This window comes from Bradyrhizobium sp. P5_C12 (assembly GCF_054049735.1).
Genome location: NZ_JBFULU010000017.1, coordinates 96,904 through 120,775, shown reverse-complemented (window position 1 = coordinate 120,775; position 23,872 = coordinate 96,904). Strand labels below are relative to the sequence as shown.

General features: G+C 64.9%; 19 protein-coding genes. 10 read left to right on the top strand and 9 right to left on the bottom strand.

What is annotated here, in order from left to right; all coding sequences use genetic code 11:
- Positions 1-9: 9 nt before the first annotated feature.
- Positions 10-408 carry a DUF2846 domain-containing protein gene (locus tag ACXJMY_RS17660; RefSeq protein WP_456620609.1) on the bottom strand — a complete coding sequence of 133 codons (399 nt, stop codon included), beginning with the start codon at positions 406-408 and terminating at the stop codon, positions 10-12.
- A 275-nt stretch (positions 409-683) separates the two neighbouring features.
- Between ACXJMY_RS17660 and ACXJMY_RS17655 the strand changes: the two genes are divergently transcribed.
- Entirely contained in the window at positions 684-2,714 is a 2,031-nt protein-coding gene (locus ACXJMY_RS17655) for a methyl-accepting chemotaxis protein (protein WP_456620633.1), read from the top strand.
- 48 nt (positions 2,715-2,762) lie between these two features.
- Here ACXJMY_RS17655 and ACXJMY_RS17650 read toward each other — a convergent pair whose 3' ends face one another.
- Positions 2,763-4,073, bottom strand: a complete 1,311-nt coding sequence (locus ACXJMY_RS17650; protein ID WP_456620608.1) for an MFS transporter — start codon at positions 4,071-4,073, stop codon at positions 2,763-2,765.
- Between the two features lie 87 nt (positions 4,074-4,160).
- Here ACXJMY_RS17650 and ACXJMY_RS17645 point away from each other — a divergent pair, with 87 nt between their 5' ends.
- Positions 4,161-4,757, top strand: a complete 597-nt coding sequence (locus ACXJMY_RS17645) for a TetR/AcrR family transcriptional regulator (protein WP_456620607.1) — start codon at positions 4,161-4,163, stop codon at positions 4,755-4,757.
- 30 nt (positions 4,758-4,787) lie between these two features.
- Here the strand turns inward: ACXJMY_RS17645 and ACXJMY_RS17640 are convergent, their stop codons facing one another.
- Positions 4,788-5,075 (bottom strand): type II toxin-antitoxin system ParD family antitoxin, encoded by a 288-nt coding sequence (locus ACXJMY_RS17640; protein ID WP_456620606.1) that lies wholly within the window; start codon positions 5,073-5,075, stop codon positions 4,788-4,790.
- A gap of 137 nt (positions 5,076-5,212) precedes the next feature.
- Here ACXJMY_RS17640 and ACXJMY_RS17635 point away from each other — a divergent pair, with 137 nt between their 5' ends.
- From ACXJMY_RS17635 to ACXJMY_RS17625, 3 genes are all read left to right on the top strand, one after another.
- Positions 5,213-5,743 (top strand): hypothetical protein, encoded by a 531-nt coding sequence (locus tag ACXJMY_RS17635; RefSeq protein WP_456620605.1) that lies wholly within the window; start codon positions 5,213-5,215, stop codon positions 5,741-5,743.
- Positions 5,744-5,873: 130 nt separating this feature from the next.
- On the top strand, positions 5,874-6,290 hold the full coding sequence (locus ACXJMY_RS17630; RefSeq protein WP_456620604.1) for a hypothetical protein: 417 nt from the start codon (positions 5,874-5,876) through the stop codon (positions 6,288-6,290).
- A 151-nt stretch (positions 6,291-6,441) separates the two neighbouring features.
- Positions 6,442-7,716 (top strand): diguanylate cyclase, encoded by a 1,275-nt coding sequence (locus tag ACXJMY_RS17625; protein WP_456620603.1) that lies wholly within the window; start codon positions 6,442-6,444, stop codon positions 7,714-7,716.
- A gap of 70 nt (positions 7,717-7,786) precedes the next feature.
- On the opposite strand, the gene ACXJMY_RS17620 is transcribed toward ACXJMY_RS17625, so the two are convergent.
- The 3 genes from ACXJMY_RS17620 to ACXJMY_RS17610 form a co-directional block, all read right to left on the bottom strand.
- Complete coding sequence (locus ACXJMY_RS17620; protein WP_456620602.1) at positions 7,787-8,809, bottom strand: LLM class flavin-dependent oxidoreductase; 1,023 nt, start codon at positions 8,807-8,809, stop codon at positions 7,787-7,789.
- 100 nt (positions 8,810-8,909) lie between these two features.
- Entirely contained in the window at positions 8,910-9,878 is a 969-nt protein-coding gene (locus ACXJMY_RS17615; protein WP_456620601.1) for an AraC family transcriptional regulator, read from the bottom strand.
- Positions 9,879-10,104: 226 nt separating this feature from the next.
- Positions 10,105-11,178, bottom strand: a complete 1,074-nt coding sequence (locus ACXJMY_RS17610; protein ID WP_456620600.1) for an AraC family transcriptional regulator — start codon at positions 11,176-11,178, stop codon at positions 10,105-10,107.
- Positions 11,179-11,595: 417 nt separating this feature from the next.
- Here ACXJMY_RS17610 and ACXJMY_RS17605 point away from each other — a divergent pair, with 417 nt between their 5' ends.
- Both ACXJMY_RS17605 and ACXJMY_RS17600 read left to right on the top strand, forming a co-directional pair.
- On the top strand, positions 11,596-14,727 hold the full coding sequence (locus tag ACXJMY_RS17605) for an autotransporter outer membrane beta-barrel domain-containing protein (protein WP_456620599.1): 3,132 nt from the start codon (positions 11,596-11,598) through the stop codon (positions 14,725-14,727).
- 43 nt (positions 14,728-14,770) lie between these two features.
- On the top strand, positions 14,771-15,586 hold the full coding sequence (locus ACXJMY_RS17600; protein ID WP_456620598.1) for an outer membrane protein: 816 nt from the start codon (positions 14,771-14,773) through the stop codon (positions 15,584-15,586).
- A 149-nt stretch (positions 15,587-15,735) separates the two neighbouring features.
- Here ACXJMY_RS17600 and ACXJMY_RS17595 read toward each other — a convergent pair whose 3' ends face one another.
- Positions 15,736-17,757 (bottom strand): YgiQ family radical SAM protein, encoded by a 2,022-nt coding sequence (locus ACXJMY_RS17595; protein WP_456620597.1) that lies wholly within the window; start codon positions 17,755-17,757, stop codon positions 15,736-15,738.
- Positions 17,758-17,978: 221 nt separating this feature from the next.
- On the opposite strand from ACXJMY_RS17595, the gene ACXJMY_RS17590 reads away from it, so the two are divergent.
- Positions 17,979-18,143 (top strand): hypothetical protein, encoded by a 165-nt coding sequence (locus ACXJMY_RS17590; protein WP_456620596.1) that lies wholly within the window; start codon positions 17,979-17,981, stop codon positions 18,141-18,143.
- A gap of 6 nt (positions 18,144-18,149) precedes the next feature.
- Here ACXJMY_RS17590 and ACXJMY_RS17585 read toward each other — a convergent pair whose 3' ends face one another.
- The gene (locus ACXJMY_RS17585; protein ID WP_456620595.1) at positions 18,150-18,830 is read right to left on the bottom strand and encodes a GntR family transcriptional regulator; all 681 of its coding nucleotides are present in this window, start codon (positions 18,828-18,830) and stop codon (positions 18,150-18,152) included.
- Between the two features lie 26 nt (positions 18,831-18,856).
- Positions 18,857-20,269 carry an FAD-binding oxidoreductase gene (locus tag ACXJMY_RS17580; RefSeq protein WP_456620594.1) on the bottom strand — a complete coding sequence of 471 codons (1,413 nt, stop codon included), beginning with the start codon at positions 20,267-20,269 and terminating at the stop codon, positions 18,857-18,859.
- Between the two features lie 178 nt (positions 20,270-20,447).
- Here ACXJMY_RS17580 and ACXJMY_RS17575 point away from each other — a divergent pair, with 178 nt between their 5' ends.
- A complete protein-coding gene (locus tag ACXJMY_RS17575) occupies positions 20,448-21,332 on the top strand; it encodes a dihydrodipicolinate synthase family protein (RefSeq protein WP_456620593.1) in 885 nt (294 codons plus the stop codon).
- Positions 21,333-21,543: 211 nt separating this feature from the next.
- On the top strand, positions 21,544-23,871 hold the full coding sequence (locus tag ACXJMY_RS17570) for a TonB-dependent siderophore receptor (RefSeq protein WP_456620592.1): 2,328 nt from the start codon (positions 21,544-21,546) through the stop codon (positions 23,869-23,871).
- Position 23,872: the final 1 nt, after the last annotated feature.

The window sequence follows — 23,872 nt, the reverse complement described above, 5'->3', positions numbered from 1 at the left end:
TGAGTCGAATCAGGCCTTGCCGCATGAGCCGTTGCTCTGATGCAGGCTGGCGACGTCGGCGCGGCCCTGGCCTTCCGTGACCTGGATCAGCGTGATCGCGCCGGGCGTCACGATTCCCATCTGCGGCTGGGCGGAGAGGTAGGTCGTGCTGCCGGCGCGCAGATCGACGCTCACCTTCTCGCTGCCCTGCCCGAACAGATTGCTGCTCAGCGGCAGATTGTTGACGGCGACCTCGTGGCGGCCAGGGGGCAGATCGCACGACACGAACCCCGCGGCCTGACTGCCGCCGATCACGCGTCCATCGACGGCGTAGTTGGGCATGACCGCAAATCCCAGCGCCGACGAGCGATAGACCACCAGACGTGCAGTATTCGACTTGACGCTGTCGGTCAGAGCCGTACTGCCCATTGATCCCGATGCACACCCCGCAAGAAACGCAGCTACGACAAAAGCCCCCAGACAACCACCACGCATTTTCGCCCCTGATAAATTCCAAATCCCCGGCGGCATCATTGTCAGGGTGGTGGCTGAAGTCAATCGCGACCTCAAGTCGAGTCGGAAGACGCATTAACCATAAAATAATGCTGGCCGACTACGCTTCCCGCCGCCTGATTGCGCCTCGTCGGGGTTTGGTCCGCTCACCCAAACACTTCTGTCATTCAGAATGTGGACAGTCCGCCAACATGCTCAAGCTTAATCGCATCGGTTACAAACTTGGCGCCGTGGGCCTGTTCGGCGTGCTCCTTTCGGGAGCCATGGTCGCCAACCAGATGGTTTCGGAATCGGCCATCAATTCAGCCCAGCGCCGCGCCGGCGTGCAGCAGGCAATCGCCGATCACACCCTTCAAGCCAACATTGCGTTGCGGGGCATGGAGCTGGCGGTGCGCGATATCAGGCAGTCGAAGAATCCGCCGGAACTCGAGAAGGGCCTGGGTGACCTCAACGCCGCCTTTACGGCCGTGATCAGGGAGCTCGATGTTGCGGTCGGCAATGTCGCCAATCCGGGCGACAAGGAGCGGCTGCAGAAAATCAGGTCCCTTGCCGCCGACTACAACAACCAGGCATCGGATATCGGAAAGGCCCAACTCAAGATCTTCGAGATCACCAAGAGGCGGAACGACCGCTCCGCCGAGTGGACCAAGACGTTTGAAGACCTGCTGCTGTCGTCGGCGCTGATCCGCGCGGCAAATCGAACCGACGTCGAAAAGGTCCTGAACGAAGCCGATTCAATGTTCAATGCGGTTCGTTCCGCGACCTGGCAATTGATCGCAACCGGCGACGAGAGCCAGAAGAACGTGATCGACAATCGTACCGGCGGACTGGATGACACGCTGGACAGTGCCAGGAGCATCGTCAGCGACGCGGGTCTTCTCGGTACGATCGGTTCGCTCGCGACCATCGTGAAGAAGTTTTCCGCAGCCACTCACGAGGCGATTCGGGCGGAAGCGGACAAGAAACAGCTCGTCGATGCAAAGGCGTTGCCGGTTGCGAACCAGATCCTCGAGTCGATGCGAGCGGCAGTGGACGTCGCCGAGAAGGGCGCCGAGGAGGCCAAGGCGGTGGCAACGGCCGAGTTGGGCCAGGCGAACCGTCTGAGTTTCGCCATGGCTATCATCATGATGCTATCGCTCATCGGGTCGGTGACCTTCACTTTTGTCGGCGTTTCAAGGCCCCTGACCCGCCTGAGTGGCGCACTCGGCAAGATGGCGGGCGGCGAGTTGAACATCGAAATCCCCGGCGCAAATCGCGGCGACGAAGTCGGCGATGTGGCCAAGACGGTCGTCGTGATCCGCGAGAATGCCGAGCAGAGGGCGCGGGATGAAGCCGATGCCAAGGCAGATCAGGACAAGCGCGCCGTGGGGCAGCGCAAGGCCGATATGATCAAGCTCGCCGACACCTTCGAAACCGCGGTGGGCGAGATCGTCGAAACCGTGTCGCTGGCTGCGACCAGGTTAGAGGCCTCCGCCTCGACGCTCAGCTCGACCGCCGAGCGTGCACAGGGACTCACCACGATGGTCGCCGCCGCGTCCGGGGAAGCGTCCACGAATGTGCAGTCGGTCGCCGCCGCCACCGAGGAAATGGCGTCATCCGTCACCGAGATCAGCCGCCAGGTGCAGCAATCGGCGCGGATGGCCACCGATGCGGTCGGCCAGGCCCGCATCACCAACGAGCGGGTCAGTGAGCTGTCGAAGGCGGCAGGCCGCATCGGGGACGTCGTCGAGCTGATCAATACGATCGCGGGCCAGACCAATCTGCTGGCGCTGAACGCCACCATCGAGGCGGCGCGTGCCGGCGAGGCTGGCCGCGGTTTCGCGGTCGTGGCGTCGGAAGTGAAGGCGCTCGCCGAGCAGACCGCGAAAGCCACCGGCGAGATCGGCCAACAGATCGCGGGCATTCAGGCCGCGACGGAAGAATCGGTCGGAGCAATCCAGGACATCAGCAGAACCATCGAAAAGCTGTCCGAGATCTCGTCGACGATCGCTTCCGCCGTGGAGGAGCAGGGCGCGGCGACCCAGGAAATCTCCCGCAATGTGCAGCAGGCGTCGCACGGCACCCGGCAGGTTTCTGTCAACATCACCGACGTGCAGCGCGGCGCTTCCGAGACCGGCACGGCCTGTTCGCAGGTGCTGTCTGCGGCGCGATCGTTGTCCGGCGACAGCAATCGTCTCAAGCTGGAAGTCGGAAAGTTCCTGGACTCGGTCAGGGCGGCCTGACCGGTACAGCCCGAGGTGCCGAAGCACCTCGGACAATCCGCGTAACCCTCACGCCGTGGCGAGCACCGGTTGCTTCGGCCGCCGGCCGATCATCAGCGACAGCACGGCTGCGACGATGCCCGTTGCGCCCGCGATCATGAAGGCTTGCAGATAGTCGCCCTGCGCCGAGCGCATGAAGCCGGCGAAGAAGGCTGCGCAGGCGGCCCCTAGCTGATGGCCGGCGACCACCCAGCCGAAGATCATCGGCGCGTTCTTGTCGCCGAACGCTTCGTTGGCGATTCGAACGGTCGGCGGCACGGTCGCGATCCAGTCGAGCCCGTAGAACGCTGCGAACACCGTCAGGCTGACCAAGGAGAAATCCGAGTAGGGCAGGTAGATCAGCGACAGCCCGCGCAGGCCGTAATAAAAGAACAGCAGCTTGCGCGGATCGAAACGGTCGGTGAGCCAGCCCGACAGGGTGGTGCCGAACAGGTCGAAGAACCCCATCAATGCCAGCAGGCTCGCGGCCTGCACCTCGAAGATGCCGTGGTCGCCGCAGAACGCGATCAGATGGGTGCCGACGAGGCCGTTGGTGGTGAAGCCGCAGATGAAGAAGGTCGCGAACAGGAACCAGAAGGTCGGCGTCTTCGCCGCGCGGACGAGGTTGCTGATCGCGGCGACGAACGGATTGCCCTGCGCCGGGGCTGCGGGCTGGTCCTCATGCGCGCTGCCGTAGGAGCGCAGGCCGATCGTGGCGGGCCGCTCCGGCACCAGGACATAGACCAGCGGAATCAGCGCCGCGCAGCACGCCGCAACCGTCAGCACCACCGGCTTCCAGCCGCCCCATTCGACCAGCGCCGCGAGGCCCGGCATGAAGATGAGGGTGCCGGTGGCCGTGCTCGCGGTCAAAAGTCCCATGACGAGGCCGCGATTGGTGGTGAACCAGCGGTTGACGATGGTGGCGCCGAGCACGTTGGCGACCGCGCCCGAGCCGATGCCGGAGAGCAGTCCCCAGGTCAGGAACAATTGCCACGGCGCGGTCATGAAGTAGCTCGCGCCGGTCGAGACCGACATCACCGCCAGCGCGCCCAGCACCGTGCGGCGGATGCCGAAGCGCTGCATCACGGCGGCTGCGAACGGGCCGGCGAGGCCATAGAGGAAGATGCCGACCGCGGCCGAGGACGAGATCACGCCGACGTCCCAGCCGAAGGCCTTCTGCAAGGGCAGCATCAGCACGCCCGGCGTCGAGCGCAGGCCGGCCGCGGCGAGCAGCGCCAGGAAGATCACGGCGACGACCACGAAGGCGTAGTTCGGGCCGAACGGCCGCCTGGAGAAGGCGGCGGATTGAACGGAGGCAGGTTGAACGGAAGAAGGGGGCATGTTACTTACCGGTACGTATTGCGATGCGGTATTAGTACGTACCGGTCAGTAACATTGTCAAGCCCATCTGAAAGGCATCAAGGCCCGATGAAGAAAAAAGTCGAAGCACCCGCGCAGGCGCCGCTCCGGGCCGCCGACCGGATTCGCGCCTCGGCAAGCGAGCTGTTCTACCGCGAGGGCATCCGCGCCGTCGGCGTCGACGAGGTGGTGGACCGCGCCGGCGTCACCAAGCCCAGCCTCTATCGCAGCTTCGCCTCCAAGGACGATCTCGCCGCGGCCTATCTGCGCGACTACGATCAGCACTTCTGGGAGAACTTCGAGCGCCCCAACGGAAAATCCTACGCCGATGCGCGCGACCATGTGCTCGCCTATATCGGCGAGCTGTCGGCGCGCGCCGTGCGCAGGGGCTATCGCGGCTGCGGCCTCAGCAACGCTGCAGTGGAATATCCGTCGCGCGACAATCCGGCCCGCCAGGTCGCCGAAGCCCACAAGAAGGTCTTTCGCAAGCGCCTGCGCGAACTCGCAGCCGGCATGGGCGCGCGTCGTCCGGACGTGCTCGGCGACGCGCTCTTGCTGCTGATCGAGGGCATCTACGTCACCGGCCAGCAATCGGAGGACGGCCCCGCCCAGTCGGCGCTTGCCGCGGCGAAGCTGTTGATCGATGCGGGTGTCAAGGCGGGGTGATGGGGGGCCATCGCATAGCCTTCCCTGGCTTTATTCAGCTGTTCCGGAGATGACCTTCTCCGACAAGTCAGTCAGATAGATTTGCAGGTCTTCGATTGTCCTGAATTCTTTGAGTTCGCCTCGCTCCAACGATCCAATGCCGAGGCGAGCCGCTGCGTGCAACGCCTTGAGCTTGCCAGCGTCCTCGGCCTCGCGTTGCTCCACCAGTCGCAGCCCATCCCGCAGCACCTCGCTGGCGTTCCGGTAGCGGYCGGACTCGACGAGGGTCTCAATGAGTTCCTGTTGGCGTTTCGTCAGCACGACGTTTCTTGTTGGCATCGTCGTCCTCGCCGTTCGACCCTATGGCATAATAAGTCACAAGGGCCCTGTCGCTTCAACCTCGCAATCAGCGAGAGCGCGCGCCGGTTTGGACGGGATAGGCTTGGCCGCAACGGACCAAATGGTAATGTAGTTGCATGGCTGTTGACGCTCACTTCCTGAGAAGCTTGATCGCGGACGAACTGATGACGCTGTCCGATGCGCGGGTCGTCGCTCATGTGATGAAATTGCTTGTAGCCCCGCACTCCGTGCTCCGCAGTTGGGATTATGGCACGCGCGGCCGGCAGTATCCGTGTTGGATCGTCCTGGACGATCCGGCGCATTCATTCAGTGCGATTGCCTTTTGCGAGTTTGGCTTCGGGCCAAAGTGCCCTTGGGGGCTCATCAGTTCCGGCGACGCCCCTAGCGATATGCACATGGGCATGGACTCCGGATGGTTTCCTTCTTTCCTCGATGCCTATTTCGATTCTTGGGCGGCGACTGAACTCCCCATCTGGCAGATCATGAAGGAGGAGCCCGATCGAACGCTTGTCCCGCTGAGTGGTGAGGGGACATGGGGAGGCACGTGGGACCGCATCAACGAGTTGCGAAGCGCCGATCCGAGCGGTCGCTACGATTGCCGCCATGGCATCACTTATGGAGGCAAGCCGGTAACTTGCGCGTCATGACAAATCGGACGATAGCTGCCATCGTTAGCCTCGGCCGCCCCATTTTATCAGCCCGCGCTGTGGTCTACATTTTCAGCTCCGATGCCCCGCGCAAGGAGACACACGCGTGCTCGACCATATTCTCAGATTCATGACGCTCGGGACGATCATCGTTGGCAGTGTTGCGATCTACACGGCGCTCCACACCAACAATCGGCGTCTGGGCGCGGACATCTTTCTGCGGTATTCCGACCGGGTCTCCGACCTGCGTCGCCGTCTTCCGGTCACGGTATTCCTCGAGCGAAGGGCTGCCGGCGACATCGAGATCACGCCGGAAGAGCAGCGGGCCGTGCATGAGATCATCCACGCGATCTTCGAGCTCTATGAGCTCAAGGTGCATGGCTTCTTTCCGTCGGCGATCTGGAAGATCAGGGAGCCTGATATCGAAAGGCTGCTGTCCTTGCCGGTCTTTCAGCAGGAATTGGCAAGCCTGGAAGGCCGGTATGCGCGACACCCACGTTTGGTGGCCTGGCTCGACAAAATCAGGGGTCAGCAAGAGCCGGCCTGACTTGCGCAGCGAGGCGGTGGACTGTCTTGCCGCCACCCCGGCGCCGATCGATAGCTCGCTTGCGGAAAAGCCGTTACGACGACGTTTACCAACTATCGCAAGCAAATCGTAGCGCGGCATTGATATAGGGTCTGCGACCCCGGTGGGAACCATGCCGCTGCTCGACATACCGACAATCTACGTGCTGATGCTGTCAGTCATGGTGCTGCTCGGCGCGCTGACCCTGTTCGCCTGGCTGCAAAATCGCGCGGTCCGCGCGCTCGCCTGGTGGGGCGGCGCGGTGCTGGTGATGACGGCCGCGCTTGGCCTGCTCTGCCTGCGCGGCACGATCCCTGACTTCTATTCGACCGACCTCGCCTACACGGTGCTGTTCACCGCCTGCGCGCTGATGCTGGAGGGGGCGCGCTGCTTCGAAGCCAGGCGTCCGAGCCTCGCCATCCTGCTCGCGGGTGCGCTGGTGTGGATCGCGGTCTGCCAGGTCCCGGCGCTGTACGATTCCGCCACGGCGCGCATGATCATCGTGTCTGCCATCGTGGGCCTGTATTCGCTCGGCTGTGCCTACGTGCTCTGGAGTGGCCGCGCCGAGCCATTGCTGTCGCGCTGGCCGCTGATCGTGTTGACCGCGTTCGGTGGCGGCCTGTTTCTCGTGCGCATTCCGCTCGTCGTGCTGCACCCTCTCGCAGAGGCGCCGGTGACGAGCTTCGATGCGCTGCGGTCGTTCTGGTTCGCGATCGTGAGCACGTTCACCCTGCTCTTCATCATCGCCATCAACTATCTCTTTCTCGCGCTGACCAAGGAGCGCAGCGAGCTCGCGCATAAGCGCGCCGCCATGACGGACGGGTTGACCGGCCTCGCCAACCGGCGCGCCTTCATGGAGTTCGCCAAGCAACGCCTGAGCGCGCGTGCGAGCGGAGCGGTTGCGTTCCTCCTGTTCGACCTCGACTGGTTCAAGGCCATCAACGACAGCCACGGCCATGCGATGGGCGACCGCGTGCTGCGCCTGTTCGCGCAGACGCTGTCCGCGAATTTGCCGCGCGGCAGCATCGCGGGGCGGCTCGGGGGCGAGGAGTTCGCCGCAATCGTCAGCGGGCCCGACCAACGGGCGACGATTGCGGCTGCCGAGCGCGTGCGCGAGAGCTTTTCGGCGGCAGCGCGTGTCGTGGACGGAATTCCGGTCGCTGCCACGGTCAGCATCGGCCTCGCACAGGCGGATGACCGGGCGGCCGACGTCGAGGCGCTATGCGAGCGCGCCGACAAGGCCCTCTACCAGGCGAAGGCGCTCGGCCGCAATCGGGTCGAGAGCGCCGTGGACGACCGTGTCCCGCTCGTGCCCGATGCGCCGGTGGACGCGCGCGTCACGCCGGCCGATCCTCTGATTGCGGCTTCCGACCGGGCGCGGCGTGCAGCGAAACAGGCGGCAGCCTAGCGCCGAAGCGACGCGGCGCGCCATTTGCACTGATCTCGCCTCCGCCGAAGCAGGGGCCCGACGATCCGCCTCAGCGCCACCCCAGCGCCGGCGCGACGTGCTTCAAGATCGCCTCGATCGCATGCGCGCAGTAGGCAACGCCGAGCTGGTTGGGGATCGTCAGCAGCAACGTATCCGCCTCGGCGATCGCCTCGTCCTGTCGCAGCTGCTCGATCAGCGCATCCGGCTCCGCGGCATAGGAGCGGCCGAAGATCGCGCGCGTCTGCGGGTCGATGAAGCCGATCTGGTCTTCGCCGCCGCGCTCGCCGCCGAAATAGGCGCGGTCGCGATCGTCGATCAGCGCGAAGATGCTGCGGCTGACCGAGACGCGCGGTTCGCGGGTGTGGCCGGCTTCCTTCCAGGCGGCACGATAGGCGCGGATCTGGGCGGCCTGCTGCACATGGAAGGCCTCGCCGGTCTCGTCGTTCTTCAAGGTCGAGCTCTGCAGGTTCATGCCGAGCTTCGCCGCCCAGACCGCGGTCGCATTCGACCCGGCGCCCCACCAGATCCGGTCGCGCAGGCCAGCGGCCAGCGGCTCGAGGCGCAGCAGCCCCGGCGGATTGGGAAACATCGGCTGCGGATTGGGCTCGGCAAAGCCTTCGCCGCGCAGCAGGTCGAGAAACACCTCGGCGTGGCGCCGGCCCATGTCGGCATCGCTCTGGCCATCGGCCGGGCGATAACCAAAGTAGCGCCAGCCGTCGATCACCTGCTCCGGCGAGCCGCGGCTGATGCCGAGCTGCAGCCGTCCGCCGGCGATGAGATCGGCACTGCCTGCATCCTCGATCATGTAAAGCGGGTTCTCATAGCGCATGTCGATCACGGCGGTGCCGATCTCGATCTTGCTGGTCCTGGCGCCGACGGCTGCGAGCAGGGGGAAGGGCGACGCCAGCTGCCGCGCAAAATGATGCACGCGGAAATAGGCGCCGTCGGCGCCGAGCTGCTCCGCCGCGACCGCAAGCTCGATGGATTGCAGCAGCGTATCCGCGGCCGAGCGGGTCTGCGACTGCGGCGAGGGCGTCCAGTGTCCGAAGGACAGAAATCCGATTTTCTTCATGCGGGCAATCTAGTGATGGTTGGGATGGTTTGCGAGGCCGTCGCCGAACAGTTGCGTCCTGAAACTCGCGCGCAACGCCGACGGCAGTCGCGTCTCGCCCTCACGCGCCGCGCATGTCGGACGGCGTTACGCCGAACCGCCGTCGAAACACGCGGTTGAAATAGGACACGTCGGGGAAACCCGCCGAATGGGCGAGGTCGGAGACCTTGCGCCATCGGTTGAGGGGATCGAGCAGCAGCCTGCGCACGAGCAGCATGCGCTGTTCAAGCAGGAATTCGGTGAACGTGGTGCCCGTCTGTTCGAACATCCGCTGGGCACGGCGCGGACTGAGGCCGGCCTTCTGGGCCACCGAATGGATGGTCAGATCACCTCGGTTCAGATTGGCGATGATGTCGGCGCGCATGAGGTCGAGCCGCGCGGCGGAATGCCCTCTGCTGTTCGCCAGTTCCGTGCGGTCGGCGTCCGTCCCCAGCAACAGGGCGATGAGATCGACCATATGTTGCGCCATCAGGTGCTGGCCAACCACGTCTGTGTGCGGGCCAACACGGGCGGCAAGTGCGTGGTAGCGTAGAATCGCTTCTCTTATGGGAGCTTGACCGCCAAGCACCTGCCCCAGCCGGTCCTCGGCCTTGGGGCAGATCGTCAGGAGCAGCGATCGCGGAATGCGTATGGCCTTGGCCTCGCGATCGCCGCTCATGCGCGTGCCACAGAGCACGCTCATGTCTCCGAGACCCATTTGCGATTCCGACAGCTCGATCGACTGTTCCTCATGTCGTAGGAGTATGCGGCCGGACGTGGCGATGACGAGGGACAGGCCGTCGTAACCGTCCTGCAGGGTTTCGCGCGTGCGCGAGATTTCAGCCGATGATCCGCTTGCGACAGCCATCATGATGCCACCCAGCAGGCTGACCTGCAATTTGCAGTCGATGGTATCGCCGGCGCCCGGCTGGATGTCGACCCGGAAGGAGCACCGGCACAATTCCTCGCGCCATCTCTCGTAATCGCGTCCATGGGGCGGGCCCGTGTAACGGTTGACAAAGAAATTCGGCGCGCCCGCTTGTTGCATCATGTCTCCCTTCGCTTGCGACAGCCCACCCTGTTCCGGGATTTCCTGAGCGAAAGGCGGGGCCGGCGAATATCGCGCCAATCTACACGATTGGCGCGGGAGTCCAATCGTGACGAAACCGGTGTCTCCGATTGCGCCGCTACGTTCTCAGGGCCCTGGAAGTGAAGCGAATGGCGTTTCCGTTCCAAGACAGCGAACTCTGTGAGACATCTTCTCACGCGTCTCGCCCTCAAGCGGCGCGCATGTCGGATGGTGTGACGCCGAACCGCCGTCGAAACACGCGGTTGAAATAGGACACGTCGGGGAAGCCCGCCGAGTGGGCGAGGTCGGAGACCTTGCGCCATCGGTTGAGGGGATCGAGCAGCAGCTTGCGCACCAGCAGCAGGCGCTGTTCAAGGAGGAATTCGGTGAACGTGGTTCCGGTCTGCTCGAAAATCCGTTGGGCGTTGCGCGGGCTGACGCCGGCCTTCTGGGCGACCGAATAGATCGTCAGATCACCTCGACCGAGATTGGCGATGACGTCGGCGCGCATGAGGTCGAGCCGCGCGGCAGAATGCCCCCTGTAGCTCGCCAGTTCCGTTCGGTCGGCGTCCGACCCCAGCAACAGGGCGATGAGATCGACCATGTGTTGCGCCATCAGGTGCTGGCCGATCACGTCTGTGTGCGGGCCAACACTGGCGGCAAGCGCGTGGTAGCGTGCAATCGCTTCTCTCAGGGGATCTTGACCGCCAAGAAGGAGTGCGAGCCGGTCCTCGGCCTTTGGGCAGATCGTCAGCAGCTGGGAGCGCGGGATGCGTATGGTCTTGACCTCGCAATCGCTGCTCATGCGCGTGCCACAGAGCACGCTCATGTCGCCGAGACACATTTGCGATTCCGACAGTTCGATCGAATGCTCCTCGTGCGATATGAGCACGCGGCCGGATGTGGCGATGACGAGGCACAGGCCGTCGTAGCCATCCTTCAGTGTGTCGGGGGTGCGCGAGAATTCAGCCGACGTTCCGTTGGAGGCACCCAACAGGATGCCACCCAGCAGGCTGACCTGCAATTTGCAGTCGATGCTGTCGCCAGCGCCGGGCTGGACGTCGACCCGGAGCGTGCACCGGTACATTTCCTCGCGCCATCTCTCGTAATCGCGTCCACGCGGCGGGCCCGTGTAGCGGTTGACAAAGAAATTCGGCGCGCCCGCCTGATTCATCATGACTCCCTTCGCCTGCGACAGCGCACCATACCCGGGGATTGCCGAAGCGAAAGGCCAGCGCCAGCGGAAATCGCGCCAATCTAAACGATTGGCGCTGGAGTCCAATCGTGGCGAAATCGATGTCTCCCGCACGTTGATCGCGCCGCCATCGGGCGGCGAGCCACGCGGACGAATTCAGTCTGCGGTTGCGTTGGAAGCCATTTTCCGGAGCGCTTTGTGCCGTGGCCGTTCTGCATCACGGAGCCGCCGCCACGACCGCAGAGCGCTGAAGGTGAAGCGATTGGCGTTCCGTTCCAAGACAGCGAACTCCGCGTACCTCATTGATGCCAGCAACAGTTTCAGCGCGATTCAGTCCCGCCGTGTGGCCGGGACGAGTCGTCTGACCGGTGCGTGCACCGGGATCAATATTCGATTTGTACGAGGTCATGCATGCCGAAGGGTCCAAATCTTTCATTCAACCCCGACGCAGGCATGAACCGGGCTGTTGCTCGGAGCAGCTTTGTGTCACGAGCGGCCGCATTGATGGCGTTACTGATCGGTTCGACCGCGTTGACCGGTGTGGCACTGTCGCCGGCCTACGCGGCCACGCCGCAGTGGCTCGGCACCGTGTCGAGCAACTGGTTCGCTGCGGGCAACTGGAATAATCCGTCCGCCGTGCCGAACGCGGCCGACAACGTGACGATCGACACGACGTCGCCGCATGCGACCGTCATCAACGGCGGAGCGGCGACCGGCCAGCAAATGATCGTCGGCAACGCCGGCAACGGCAATCTTGCGATCACGAACGGCGGCGGCCTCGCCATCAGCGGCTTCGGCTATCTCGGATTCTCTGCCAACAGCATCGGCACGGCCTCCGTCGACGGAGCCGGCTCGAACTGGACCGGCGCCGCCGGACTGGTGGTCGGCTCGGCGGGATCCGGCACGCTCACGATCAGCAATGGCGGTGCGGTCAGCAACCTTGGCGGCATCGTCGGCAGCTTCGCGGGGGCTACCGGTGCCGTCACCGTCAGCGGAGCCGGTTCGAGCTGGTCCAACACCGCCCTGGATATCGGCTATTTCGGCACTGGCACGGTCGCGATCACGCATGGCGGCATCGTGACGAGCACGGGGCCTATCAATCTCGGCGGCATTGCCGGCGCAACCGGCAGTGTCACGGTCGATGGGGCAGGCTCGGGCCTGGGCCTGAACTCGAACGCCGTCCTGACTGTCGGCGCGGCCGGCACCGGCACGCTCACCATCACCAATGGCGGCATGGTCGCCAGCGGCAACGCGGCTGTCGGCACCTCGGCGGGCGCGACCGGTTCAGTGTTCGTCGATGGCGCAGGCTCCGCCTGGATCACCGCCAATGCCCTCGCGCTCGGGGGCGCCGGCACGGGAACGCTGGTGGTCTCCAACGGCGGCCAGGCTTCGACAGGGGGTGCCGTGATTGGCGTGAGTCCCGGCGGGAGCGGCGGGTCGGCCGTGATCGACGGCGCCGGGTCGTCATGGGCAGTCGGTACCCTCGATGTCGGCCAAAACACCACCGGCTCGGTCGCGGTCACGCATGGCGGCAGCGTGGTCAACATCGGGGCGGTGATCGGAGCCAACGTCGGCTCGAACGGCAGCGTCACCGTCGACGGCGCGGGTTCGTCCTGGACCAATGCGTCGATGATCAGGATCGGTGACGGAGGTAACGGCTCGTTGACCATCTCCAATGGCGGCAACGTGTCCGCCAATGGTGCGCTCTTGATCGCCAATCAGGTCGGCTCGACCGGCGCGCTCAATATCGGCGCGGCACCGGGTTCGGCGGCGGCGACGCCGGGCACATTGACGGCGGCCACGATCCAGTTCGGCGCCGGCACCGGCGCGATCAGTTTCAACCACACCTCGACGGGCTATGTTTTCGCGTCGGACATTATTGACGGTGGACCCGGCAACAGCGGCGTCGTTAACCAGTTGTCGGGCACCACGATCCTGACCGGGACCAGCACCTATACCGGGCCGACCTTCGTTGACGGTGGCACGCTGTCGGTGAGCGGTTCGATCGCCAACTCCGCCACCAAGGTGTATGCCGGCGGCACGCTGGGTGGCATCGGCACCATCGGCGACACCACGATCTACGGCGGCACGCTGGCGCCGGGCAACCCGAGCTCGATTGGCACGCTCACCATTGCGGGCAATCTGGTGCTGACCGCGGCCGCGACCTACCTGGTCCAGGTCTCCGGGACATCCGCCAGCAAGACCGTGGTGACCGGCGCGGCGCAGCTCGCCGGCAGCCTTGTGGTGAACATGACCGGCCGCGTCGCGACGACCACGACCTACGTCATCGTCAGCTCGTCGAACACGACCGGGACGTTCGGGTCGATCTCGATAAGCAACCCGGCCTACGCCCGCAACGCGCGGGTGACCCAGTCGGGCAACAACGAGCTGCTGACACTCGATCCCGGATTGCTGTCGCCGTCGCTGCCCGGCTTCGCCAACATCAACCAGAGGAATGTCGCCGCTGCAATCGACAACGGGCTGCTCGCGGGTGGCTCGATGACGACCGGCTTCAATAAGCTGTTCAACGCGACGGGCCAAAACCTCCTCAACGGGCTGACGCAGGCCTCCGGCGAAGTCGCCACCGGCGCCCAGCAAGGCACCTTCAATGCCATGGGCCAGTTCCTCAACACGCTGCTCGATCCGTTCTTCGGCAACCGCAACGATACGCCCGCGCCGGCGGGCGGAGCCTCGCGATATGCCGACGACGGCGCAGCCGCGCGTGCGAACGCGGGTCGCGACGCCTATGCGGCGATCGGCCGGCAGGCGCGTGGTGCCGGGGACTCGTTCACGCAGCGCTGGAGCGTGTGGGCGGCCGGCTATGGCGGCTCGCAGACCACCGACGGCAATGCGGTGGTCGGCTCGAACACCGCGACCAGCCGCATCGCCGGCGTTGCCGCGGGCGCCGATTACCTGTTGTCGCCGAACACGCTGCTCGGTTTCGCGCTCGGCGGCGGCGGCACCAGTTTTGGCGCTGCCAACGGGCTCGGCAGCGGCAGCTCCGACCTGTTCCAGGCCGGTGTGTATGCGCGCCACACCATGGGCAATGCCTACGTGGCCGGTGCGCTCGCCTATGGCTGGCAGGACGTGACGACGGATCGCACGGTGACCATCGCGGGTGCAGATCATCTGCGTGCCCGGTTCAAGGCCAACGCGCTGTCGGGACGCCTCGAAGGCGGTTATCGCTATGCCACGCCCTGGATGGGGATCACGCCGTACGCGGCGGCGCAGTTCACCAGTTTGTACCTGCCGGGTTATGGCGAGCAGGCGGTCTCCGGCGCCAACACCTTTGCGCTGAATTATGCGGGCAGGGACGTCACCGCTGCACGCGGCGAGCTCGGCCTGCGCACCGACCGCTCCTATGCGCTCGAGACCGCGATCCTCACGCTGCGCAGCCGTGCGGCGTGGGCGCACGATTTCAATCCGGATCGCGCGATCTCCGCCACCTTCCAGACCCTGCCGGGCGCGAGCTTCGTGGTGAACGGCGCAGCCTCAGCGCACGATGCCGCGCTGGTCACGGGCGCGGCGGAGGTGAAATGGCTGAACGGCTTCTCGCTGTCCGGCACTTTCGAGGGTGAGTTCTCGAACGTCACCCGCAGCTACGCCGGCAAGGGCATCGCCAGATATCAGTGGTGACGTGCACCAACGGCTTTCAGGCGTTCGTGTTGAGGAGTTTTTGATGAATCGGATTGTGATTGGAATGGCGGCGGCGTTGCCGCTGCTTGCAACGGGCGCGATGGCTGCTGACCTGGCGCCGAGGTCCTACGTCAAGGCGCCGCCGATGGTCGATCCCGGCTACAATTGGACGGGGTTTTATGCGGGGTTGAACGGCGGCTATAGCTGGGGCCGCTCCAACGCCACGGTCGTGCCGACCACACCGCTTGCTGTGAGCATCGGACAGACCGTTGATGGGGGGCTTGGCGGCGGTCAGATCGGCTACAACTGGCAGGTCGATCCGAAATGGGTCCTGGGTGTCGAGGCCGATATTCAAGGCACCGGCGAGCGCGGCCGTTCGATTGACACGCTGCCGGCGGTCAGGATCGGTTCGGTTGGCATTACCGGCACTGCCAACAGCAGCACTGATTTTCCGTGGTTTGCAACCTTCCGCGGTCGCGCCGGACTATTGGCCGATCCCAGCCTGCTGCTCTATGCGACCGGGGGGCTGGCGGTCGGAGAGGTCCAGTTCGGAACTCAGGCGACGCTGACCGGGCAACTGTTCGATGGCAACAACGCGCCGGCCGGGGCGCCGGTTACGGTTGTCGGTGCGGCGGTCTCAGAGAGCCAGACTCGCTGGGGCTGGACCGCAGGGGCCGGCATCGAAAAGAAATTCAACCGCAACTGGTCAGCAAAACTCGAATACCTCTATCTCGATCTGGGGTCGGCCACCTATTTCGGCGGGACTGCCAACGAGACTACGGTCAAGTTCCACGATCATGTCCTGCGTGCCGGCTTCAATTACCAGTTCACGCCCGGACCAGTGGTCGCCAAGTACTGAGCGCCGGAAGCCAAAAGGCGGCGGATTCACAACCCGCCTAAGCCATTGATCCCGCTAGCGCCGGCTACTGTGCATGGGGTTGTTTTCGAGATTTTTGTTTTGGGGGCACGCAAGCGTCAGGCCGAAACCTGATCGCATTCCAATTGCCGCTACTTCATCACCCGCAGGCCCTTGGTCGTGAAGCGCTGCGTCTTGTCGCCGGGGCGCACCGGGCGCCGCGTGCCGGCGGCCTTGCCGGTGCCGGGCGGCTGGTGCGCTGGGACTAACTGGTCGGGACGGGAGCCGATCAGATCGGCGCGGCCCATCGCCTTCAGCGCCTCGCGCAGCACCGGCCAGTTGTCGGGGTCGTGATAGCGCAGGAACGCCTTGTGCAGCCTTCGTTGACGAAGCCCCTTGATCGCCTCGACCTTGTCGCTGCCGCCGCGCCGCACGCCGCGCAGCGGGTTGACGCCGGTGTGGTACATCGCGGTCGCGGTCGCCATCGGCGAGGGCAGGAAGGTCTGCACTTGATCCGCGCGGTAGCGGTTCTTCTTGAGCCAGAGCGCGAGGTTCATCATGTCTTCGTCGGTCGTGCCCGGATGCGCCGCGATGAAGTACGGGATCAGATAGTATTTCTTGCCGGCCTGCTCGGCCGCGGCGTCGAACATCCGCTTGAACTTGTCGTAGGCGCCGATGCCCGGCTTCATCATCTTGTCGAGCGGGCCGCGCTCGGTATGCTCCGGCGCGATCTTCAGATAACCGCCGACGTGATGGGTGACGAGCTCCTTGATGTATTCGGGACTCTCGACCGCGAGGTCGTAGCGCACGCCGGAGGCGACCATCACCTTCTTGATGCCCTTGGTCTCGCGCACCTTGCGATAGAGCCGGATCAGATCGTCATGCGAGGTGTTGAGGTTCGGGCAGATTTCCGGGAAGACGCAGGACGGCCGCCGGCACGCCGCCTCGACCTTCGGATCCTTGCACGCCATCCGGTACATGTTGGCGGTGGGGCCGCCGATGTCGGAGATCACGCCGGTGAAGCCCGGCGTCTTGTCGCGGATCTTCTCGATCTCGCGCAGGATCGAGCCTTCCGAGCGGTTCTGGATGATGCGGCCTTCGTGCTCGGTGATCGAGCAGAAGGTGCAGCCGCCGAAGCAGCCGCGCATGATCGTCACCGAGAACTTGATCATGTCCCAGGCGGGAATCTTGGCCTCGCCGTAGGACGGATGCGGGGCCCGCGCATAGGGCAGGTCGTAGACCGCGTCCATCTCGTCGCTGGTCAGCGGGATCGGCGGCGGGTTGAGCCAGAGGTCGCGGTCGCCGTGACGCTGCACCAGCGGCCGCGCATTGCCGGGATTGCTCTCCCGGTGCAGCACGCGCGAGGCGCGCGCATAGGCCTCGCGGTCCTGCTCGACCTGCTCGAGCGCCGGCAGGCGGATCACGGTGGCGCCCTTCTGGCGCGTTGCGCCCTCGTCGGCGGAATCGAGATCGTCGGCGTGCAGTTCGGAATAGTCTTCGGGCACGCGGCGGAACAGCGCGACGCCGCGGATGTCGTTGAGCTCGCGCGGCGCTTCGCCGGCCGCAAGACGGTTGGCTACCTCGACGACGGCGCGCTCGGCATTGCCGTAGAGCAAGAGATCCGCCTTGGCGTCGGCCAGCACCGAGCGGCGCACCTTGTCGGACCAATAGTCGTAATGCGCGATCCGGCGCAGCGACGCCTCGATGCCGCCGAGCACGACCGGCACGTCCTTGAACGCCTCGCGGCAGCGCTGGGCGTAGACGATGGTGCAGCGGTCCGGCCGCTTGCCGCCTTCGCCGCCCGCCGTATAGGCGTCGTCATGGCGCAGGCGGCGGTCCGCGGTGTAACGGTTCACCATGGAGTCCATGTTGCCGCCGGTGACGCCAAAGAACACCTTTGGCTTGCCGAGCGCCTTGAACGGCTCGGCCGAATGCCAGTCCGGCTGCGCGATGATGCCGACCCGGAAGCCTTGCGCCTCCAGCAGCCGGCCGATGATCGCCATGCCAAAACTCGGATGGTCGACATAGGCATCGCCCGTCACCAGCACGATGTCGCAGGCGTCCCAGCCGAGCGCATTCATCTCGGCGCGGCTCATCGGCAGGAACGGCGCGGGCTTGTGGGGCCGCGCCAGGGCCATCAGGGGCTTTTCGGCGGTAACGATTTGGGTGTCCATGGCGCATACGCATAGGCCTTGGGGCCTGCAAATACAACCAGATGGCGGGCCGTCACGACGCGGTGATCGCCGCGGGGGCATCCCGACGGCGGCGCAGATCGGGGCTCGGCCATAGGAACCAACCGCGCCCATGAACATTTTGATCGAGGGTTTGGCGCGGGCTCGGCGCGCGCCTCTATCATCTCGGCGTTCGTGATGTCGCCTCTGGCGATGGGGGAGCTGTGAGCACGGTCATTGAGAACTTGTTGTTGCGAAAGCAGAAGCTCGTGGAGGAGCTCGACAAGGCGCAAGCCGTCGAGGACCGCGACAGGATCGAGCACCAGCTCGAGCAGATCAACACCGCGTTGGATTTCCTGGACAGGCCGGGACCGAAAGACGCGCGGTAGAAGCGCTCACCCCGCCTTCAGTGCGTCCACCTTCAAGGCTTTGGCATAGACCACGCCTGAATTGGTGATATGCGTCGTCATCAGCTCCGCGAACGCCGCAAACTCGCCGCGACCGAACAGATCAAGCAGCTTGCGATGCTCGTCGAACGAGGTGCGGGTGCGCACGTCGATCGGCGAGGTGAGGTTGGTGCGCAACGCCGCGACGCGGCTAGATGCGAGCTGGTAGGATTCGACGAGATAGCGGTTGCCGCAGTGCGTGAACAGCGCTTCGTGAAAGGCGGCGTCGGCGCGGCCATAGGCGATGTTGTCCCTGGCCGCGACTGCCGGCTCCATCGCCGCGATCGCGCCGCTCATCGTCGCGACCGCACCGTCGCGGTCGTGACGGAACGCGAGCTCGGCGGCCTTGGGTTCGAGTGCGATCCTGAAAGCGCAGAGCGCATTGATGTCCTCGGCGCTCGGCGTGAACACGAAGCTGCCGACCTGGGGTCTGATCACCACCAGCCCCTGCGCCTGCAATTGCCCCATCGCCTCGCGCACCGGCGTGCGGCTGACGCCGAAGGAATTCGCCACCATCTCCTCGGAGATCGCTGCCCCTAGCGCGAACTCGCCGTCGATGATGGCCTGCCGCAGCCGCTGCATCACCCGCTGCGACAGCGATTTCGGCGTATCGAGCTTCAAGGATCGCATCGGCTCTCTCGTCGCATTGCGGCCGTTCAGATCACCTTGCCGGGATTGAGCAGGTGATCGGGGTCGAGCGCGGCCTTCAGCGTCCGCATCAGCGCGATCTCGGCCTCGCTGCGGGCATGCCCCAGCCACTTCTTCTTCAGCGTGCCGATGCCGTGCTCGGCGGAGACGCTGCCGCCCATCTCGCGCACCAGGCCGTAGATGATCGCATCCATCTCCTCCTTGGGCTGGTGCTCGACGGTCAGGCCCGTGACCCAGGAGACCAGATGCAGATTGCCGTCGCCGATATGGCCGTAATAGACGCTCTCGCATCCCTTGATGCCGGCGGCGAGCGCGGCCTTGCAGCGCGTGACGAACTCGTCCATCCGCGCCACCGCAAGGCCGATGTCGTAGGAGATGTGCGGCCCCAGCACCTGGCCGAATTCGGCGCAGATGTCGCGCACCCGCCAGAACGCCTGCGTCTGCGCCAGCGATTGCGCCACCGCGGCGTCCACCAGCAGTCCGCGCTCCATCAGCTCCTCAAGCCAGCTCTGGAAGCGCGGTGCATCCAGGTTCTCGTCGGTGCCCTGTGCCTCCACCAGCACGTAGAGGCCGTGGCCTGCGGCAACCGGCGGCTTCACGCCGGCGCGCGCCGTGATCACGTCCCAATAGTCCGGCCACATCACCTCGAACGCCGACAGCAGCGGGCCAAGTCCAGAGCGCGCGGCGTCGAGCAGCGCGATCACCGCGGCATAGTCCTTCAGCGCGCACAGCGCAGCCATGGTCGAGCGCGGCTTTGGAAACAGCCGCAGCACCACGCGGGTGATGATGCCAAGCGTGCCTTCCGAGCCGATGAAGAGATGCTTCAGGTCATAGCCGGCATTGTTCTTCATCAGCTTGTTGAGGCTGGTGATGATGGTTCCGTCGGGCAGCACCACTTCGAGGCCGAGCACCAGTTCGCGCGTCATGCCGTAGCGGATCACGCGGTTGCCGCCGGCATTGGTGGAGAGGTTGCCGCCGATGGCGCAGGAGCCGCGCGAGCCGAGATCGAGCGGAAAGAAGAAGCCTGCTTCGTCAGCGGCTTTCTGAATCGTCTCCAGCGGCGTGCCGGCCTTCACCGTCATCGTCGCGGACGCGCGGTCGATCTCCTCGATGCCGGTCATGCGCTCGAGCGAGATCGCGACCCACCCCGGCTCGGGCGAAGCGCCGCGGCAGAGCCCGGTCAATCCGCCCTGCGGCACGAACGGCAGCCGCGCCTCTCGGCAGGCGATGATGGCGTCGGCAACGCCTTGCGCATCGAGCGGGCGGATCACCGCCAGCGGCGTTTGCGGCAGGCTCGCGCTCCAGTCGTTGCCATTGCGCGCAGGCACATCGGTGCCGGTCAGCACGGCGGCCGCGCCGAGCTTTCCGCGCAAAGCGCCAAGCCAGTGGTCGGAACGTTCGACGGGGGTCACCATGTCCATGCGAGACCTCATCAGGATCGGGTCGCGCCCAGTCGCGCGCCGGTTACGCCGAGGGAATTGCGTCCTTCTTGTATGTAAGGTACAAGATGGAAAGTAAAGCAAAAACAAGGCTCCGGCGGCCTCCGAAGATCGTTATCGATCAGAGGCTTAGTCCGAAGCCGCAACAATGGGTGGTGTCATGACGGAGGCAATTCGCGGGTTCTGGGTGGCGTCGGCGACGCCGCTGACACCGGACGGCAGTGTGGATTCCGCCAAGCTCGCCGCCCATACCAAGCAGCTCTTCAACAAAGGCGTCGATGGCGTCGTGCTGTTCGGCACCACCGGCGAGGGCACTTCCTTCAATGTCGCCGAGCGTGTCGCGACGATCGAGGCGATGCTCAAGGCCGGAATCGCCGCGGAGCGCATCGGAATCGGCGGCGGCTTTCCCGCCATCAGCGACAGCATCGCACTGACGCGTGCGGTGCTCGGCCTCGGCCTGCGCCACGTGCTGTACTTGCCGCCCTACTTCGATCGTAACGTCACGCCCGAGGGCATCGAGGATGCCTTCGCCGCCATCATCGATGGCGTCGCCGACGATCGCCTGCGCGCCTCGCTCTATCACATCCCGCAGATTTCGGGCGTCGCGATTCCGACGACCGTCGCCGCGAGCCTGCGCAAGCGTTACGGTAAGCTGGTCGCGGGGTTGAAGGACTCCAGCGGCGACTTCAAGCAGTTCCAGGCGTTCCGCGCAGCGAGCCCCGAACTCGCCATCACCGTCGGCAACGAGGCCGACATCGCCCGCGCGATCGCCGCCGGCGGCGCCGGCACCATCTGCGGCATGGCCAATATCGCGCCGGAGCTGGTCAAGGCGATGATCGACGGCAAGGATGTCGAAGCGCGGATGCAGGCCGCGGTCGACATCGTGGTGAAGACGCCATCTTTCCTCGCGACGCTGAAGGCCATTCTCGCGGCGCAGACCGGCGATGCCAGCTGGTTGCGTGTGCGTCCGCCGCTGCGTGCCTTGTCTGACGGCACCGCGCTCAAGCGGAAGCTCGACGAGTTGGTGACGCCCGCCATCGCCTGAGATCGCACAATGCCGTGACACGATGCCGCAAATTCGCGTGCAGCGTGTCGCGGTCCCTGCGACATCAATCGTCGATTGCCGTTCGGCGCTGATCTGCGCCTAGAACGATTCAACACTAGAGCGATTCAAGTCCTGCTACGGTTCTCTTCACTCGCGGCGACTGTTACACGCGCGCACCTCAATGTGGTGTCCGACCTGAAGTGGATCGAAAGTGCGTGCCAATGCTGATGGTCAGCGCGTAAGCGGCCATCGAAATCGCGCCGGCAAGAGCCGTGCGCGTCTTCTCATCGGAGCAGCCGTGCTCCTTGCCGAATTGCCTTCCAACACGACGACCGCGCAGGCCCAATCGGCTCTGCCGCCGGTGACGGTGGATGCGCCGGTGCAGCGGCCGAAGCCGGCACGTGCGTCGGAGCAGTCCTCACGCCGCACGCAAGCCGCCGCGCGTCAGCGCAGCCGGAATGTCGCCACCGCGGCCGCACCGACGCCGTCGGAACGCGCCGCGGCTGAAGCCGCTGCGAAACAAGCCGCCAATCTCGGCTATCGCGCCATGCCGAGTGCGACCACGCTGCGCTCGGGGGCCTCGCCGCTCAACACCTCGCAGGCCGTCAACATCGTGCCCGCGCAGGTCCTGAAGGATCAGTTGCCGCGCAACATCGACGATGCGCTCATCAACGTCTCCGGTATCACCCAGACCAATACGCTCGCCGGCAGCCAGGACGCAGTGATCCGCCGCGGCTTCGGTGACAACCGCGACGGCTCGATCATGCGCAACGGCATGCCGCTGGTGCAGGGCCGCAGCCTCAATCCTGCCGTCGAAAGCGTCGAGGTGCTGAAGGGGCCGGCTTCGCTGCTCTACGGCATCATGGACCCCGGCGGCATCGTCAACACCATCAGCAAGCGCCCCGAGCTTTATCAGCACGGCTCGGTGACCCTGCTCGGCTCGACCTTCGCGAACAATCGTAGCGGAGCCGACGGCTTGCTCGACGTCACCGGTCCGATCGGCGACCAGGGCCTTGCCTATCGTTTCATCGGCTACGGCGTCAGCGAGGACTATTGGAGAAATTTCGGCCGCCACCGCGAGATGCTGGTGGCGCCGTCACTGGCCTGGTACGGCCAGGACACCACGGTTCAGCTCAACTACGAGCACCGCGAGTTCATCTATCCGTTCGATCGCGGCACGGCGTTCAATCCGGTGACGAAAGCGCCGCTGGCGGTGCCCGCCACACGCCGGCTCGACGAGCCCTTCAACAACACGTGGGGCACGTCCGACCTGATCCAGGCATCGGTCGAGCACCGCTTCAACCAGGACTGGAAGCTCTACGCCGGCTACAGCTACAACACCGAAACCTTCAGCGCCAACCAGCTCCGCATCTCCACCCTCAGCTTCACGACGGGCGTCGAGACGCGCAGCAATGACGGCACGCAGGGCTCGCTCAGCAATGCCAGTTACGGAACGTCCTACGTTTCCGGCGGCTTCTGGCTCGGCAACATGCGCAATGAGGTGGTGTTCGGCGGCGACGGCCAGTATCGCACCATCTACCGTGACAATCTGATCCGGCAGGCGACCCCTGCCATCAATGTCTACAATCCCGTCTACGGGCTGATCGGACCGGGGACGACGGTGTCGAACCCCGACAGTGCCCAGACCGACAAGCTCGGCCAGTGGTCGATGTTCTTCCAGGACACGCTGCATCTGACCGAACGCTTCGCGCTGGTCGGCGGCGTGCGCTACATGGACTACGACCAGATCGCCGGGCGCGGAAAGCCCTTCGTCACCAACACCAACGTGTCCCAGGACAAGGTGCTGCCTCTCGGCGGTGCCATCCTCAAGCTCACCGACCAAATCTCGCTTTATGCGAGCTACACCGAGTCGTTGAAGCCGAACTCGACCATTGCACCGATCGGCGTCGTGATCGGCTCCAATGTCGCGCCGGAAGAGGGCGTGTCATACGAGACTGGCGTCAAGTTCGATGTCAACCAGCGCATCTCCGGCACGATCGCGCTTTACGATCTCGACAAGAAGAACGTGCAGACGACGGTCACCAACAGCGCGAATGTCGTGGAAATCCACACCGTCGGCCGTGCCCGCTCGCGCGGCGTCGAGTTGGATGTCACCGGCAGGCTCACCGACAGCTGGGCCTTGATCGGCAGCTATGGCTATACCGACGCGCGGGTGACGGCATCCGAGGATGTCACGTTGCTCGGCAGGAAGCTGCAGAACGTCGCGCTGAACACAGCTTCGCTCTATCTGGTCTATGACTTTGGCACAGCTTTGCCGGGCCAGCTCCGCCTCGGCGGCGGCGCGCGCTACGTCGGCGATCGTCCCGGCGATGCGATCAACAGCTTCTTCTTGCCGTCCTATGTGGTCGCCGATATCTTCGCCACCTACGAGACGAAGTACGAGCAGTTCCCGGTGATCTATCAGTTCAACGTCAAGAACCTGTTCGACACCGTCTACTATCCCTCCGCCGTGAACAATCTGAACGTCGCGATCGGCGACGCGCGGCGCTTCTCGATGTCGGCAACGGTGAAGTTCTAGC

Excerpts from the sequence above, each read along its gene's own strand:
- ACXJMY_RS17660 (WP_456620609.1), bottom strand. The coding sequence starts at position 408 with ATGGGCAGTACGGCTCTGACCGACAGCGTCAAGTCGAATACTGCACGT.
- ACXJMY_RS17655 (WP_456620633.1), top strand. The coding sequence starts at position 684 with ATGCTCAAGCTTAATCGCATCGGTTACAAACTTGGCGCCGTGGGCCTG.
- ACXJMY_RS17650 (WP_456620608.1), bottom strand. The coding sequence starts at position 4,073 with ATGCCCCCTTCTTCCGTTCAACCTGCCTCCGTTCAATCCGCCGCCTTC.
- ACXJMY_RS17645 (WP_456620607.1), top strand. The coding sequence starts at position 4,161 with ATGAAGAAAAAAGTCGAAGCACCCGCGCAGGCGCCGCTCCGGGCCGCC.
- ACXJMY_RS17635 (WP_456620605.1), top strand. The coding sequence starts at position 5,213 with ATGGCTGTTGACGCTCACTTCCTGAGAAGCTTGATCGCGGACGAACTG.
- ACXJMY_RS17630 (WP_456620604.1), top strand. The coding sequence starts at position 5,874 with ATGACGCTCGGGACGATCATCGTTGGCAGTGTTGCGATCTACACGGCG.
- ACXJMY_RS17625 (WP_456620603.1), top strand. The coding sequence starts at position 6,442 with ATGCCGCTGCTCGACATACCGACAATCTACGTGCTGATGCTGTCAGTC.
- ACXJMY_RS17620 (WP_456620602.1), bottom strand. The coding sequence starts at position 8,809 with ATGAAGAAAATCGGATTTCTGTCCTTCGGACACTGGACGCCCTCGCCG.
- ACXJMY_RS17615 (WP_456620601.1), bottom strand. The coding sequence starts at position 9,878 with ATGATGCAACAAGCGGGCGCGCCGAATTTCTTTGTCAACCGTTACACG.
- ACXJMY_RS17605 (WP_456620599.1), top strand. The coding sequence starts at position 11,596 with ATGGCGTTACTGATCGGTTCGACCGCGTTGACCGGTGTGGCACTGTCG.
- ACXJMY_RS17600 (WP_456620598.1), top strand. The coding sequence starts at position 14,771 with ATGAATCGGATTGTGATTGGAATGGCGGCGGCGTTGCCGCTGCTTGCA.
- ACXJMY_RS17595 (WP_456620597.1), bottom strand. The coding sequence starts at position 17,757 with ATGGACACCCAAATCGTTACCGCCGAAAAGCCCCTGATGGCCCTGGCG.
- ACXJMY_RS17585 (WP_456620595.1), bottom strand. The coding sequence starts at position 18,830 with ATGCGATCCTTGAAGCTCGATACGCCGAAATCGCTGTCGCAGCGGGTG.
- ACXJMY_RS17580 (WP_456620594.1), bottom strand. The coding sequence starts at position 20,269 with ATGGACATGGTGACCCCCGTCGAACGTTCCGACCACTGGCTTGGCGCT.
- ACXJMY_RS17575 (WP_456620593.1), top strand. The coding sequence starts at position 20,448 with ATGACGGAGGCAATTCGCGGGTTCTGGGTGGCGTCGGCGACGCCGCTG.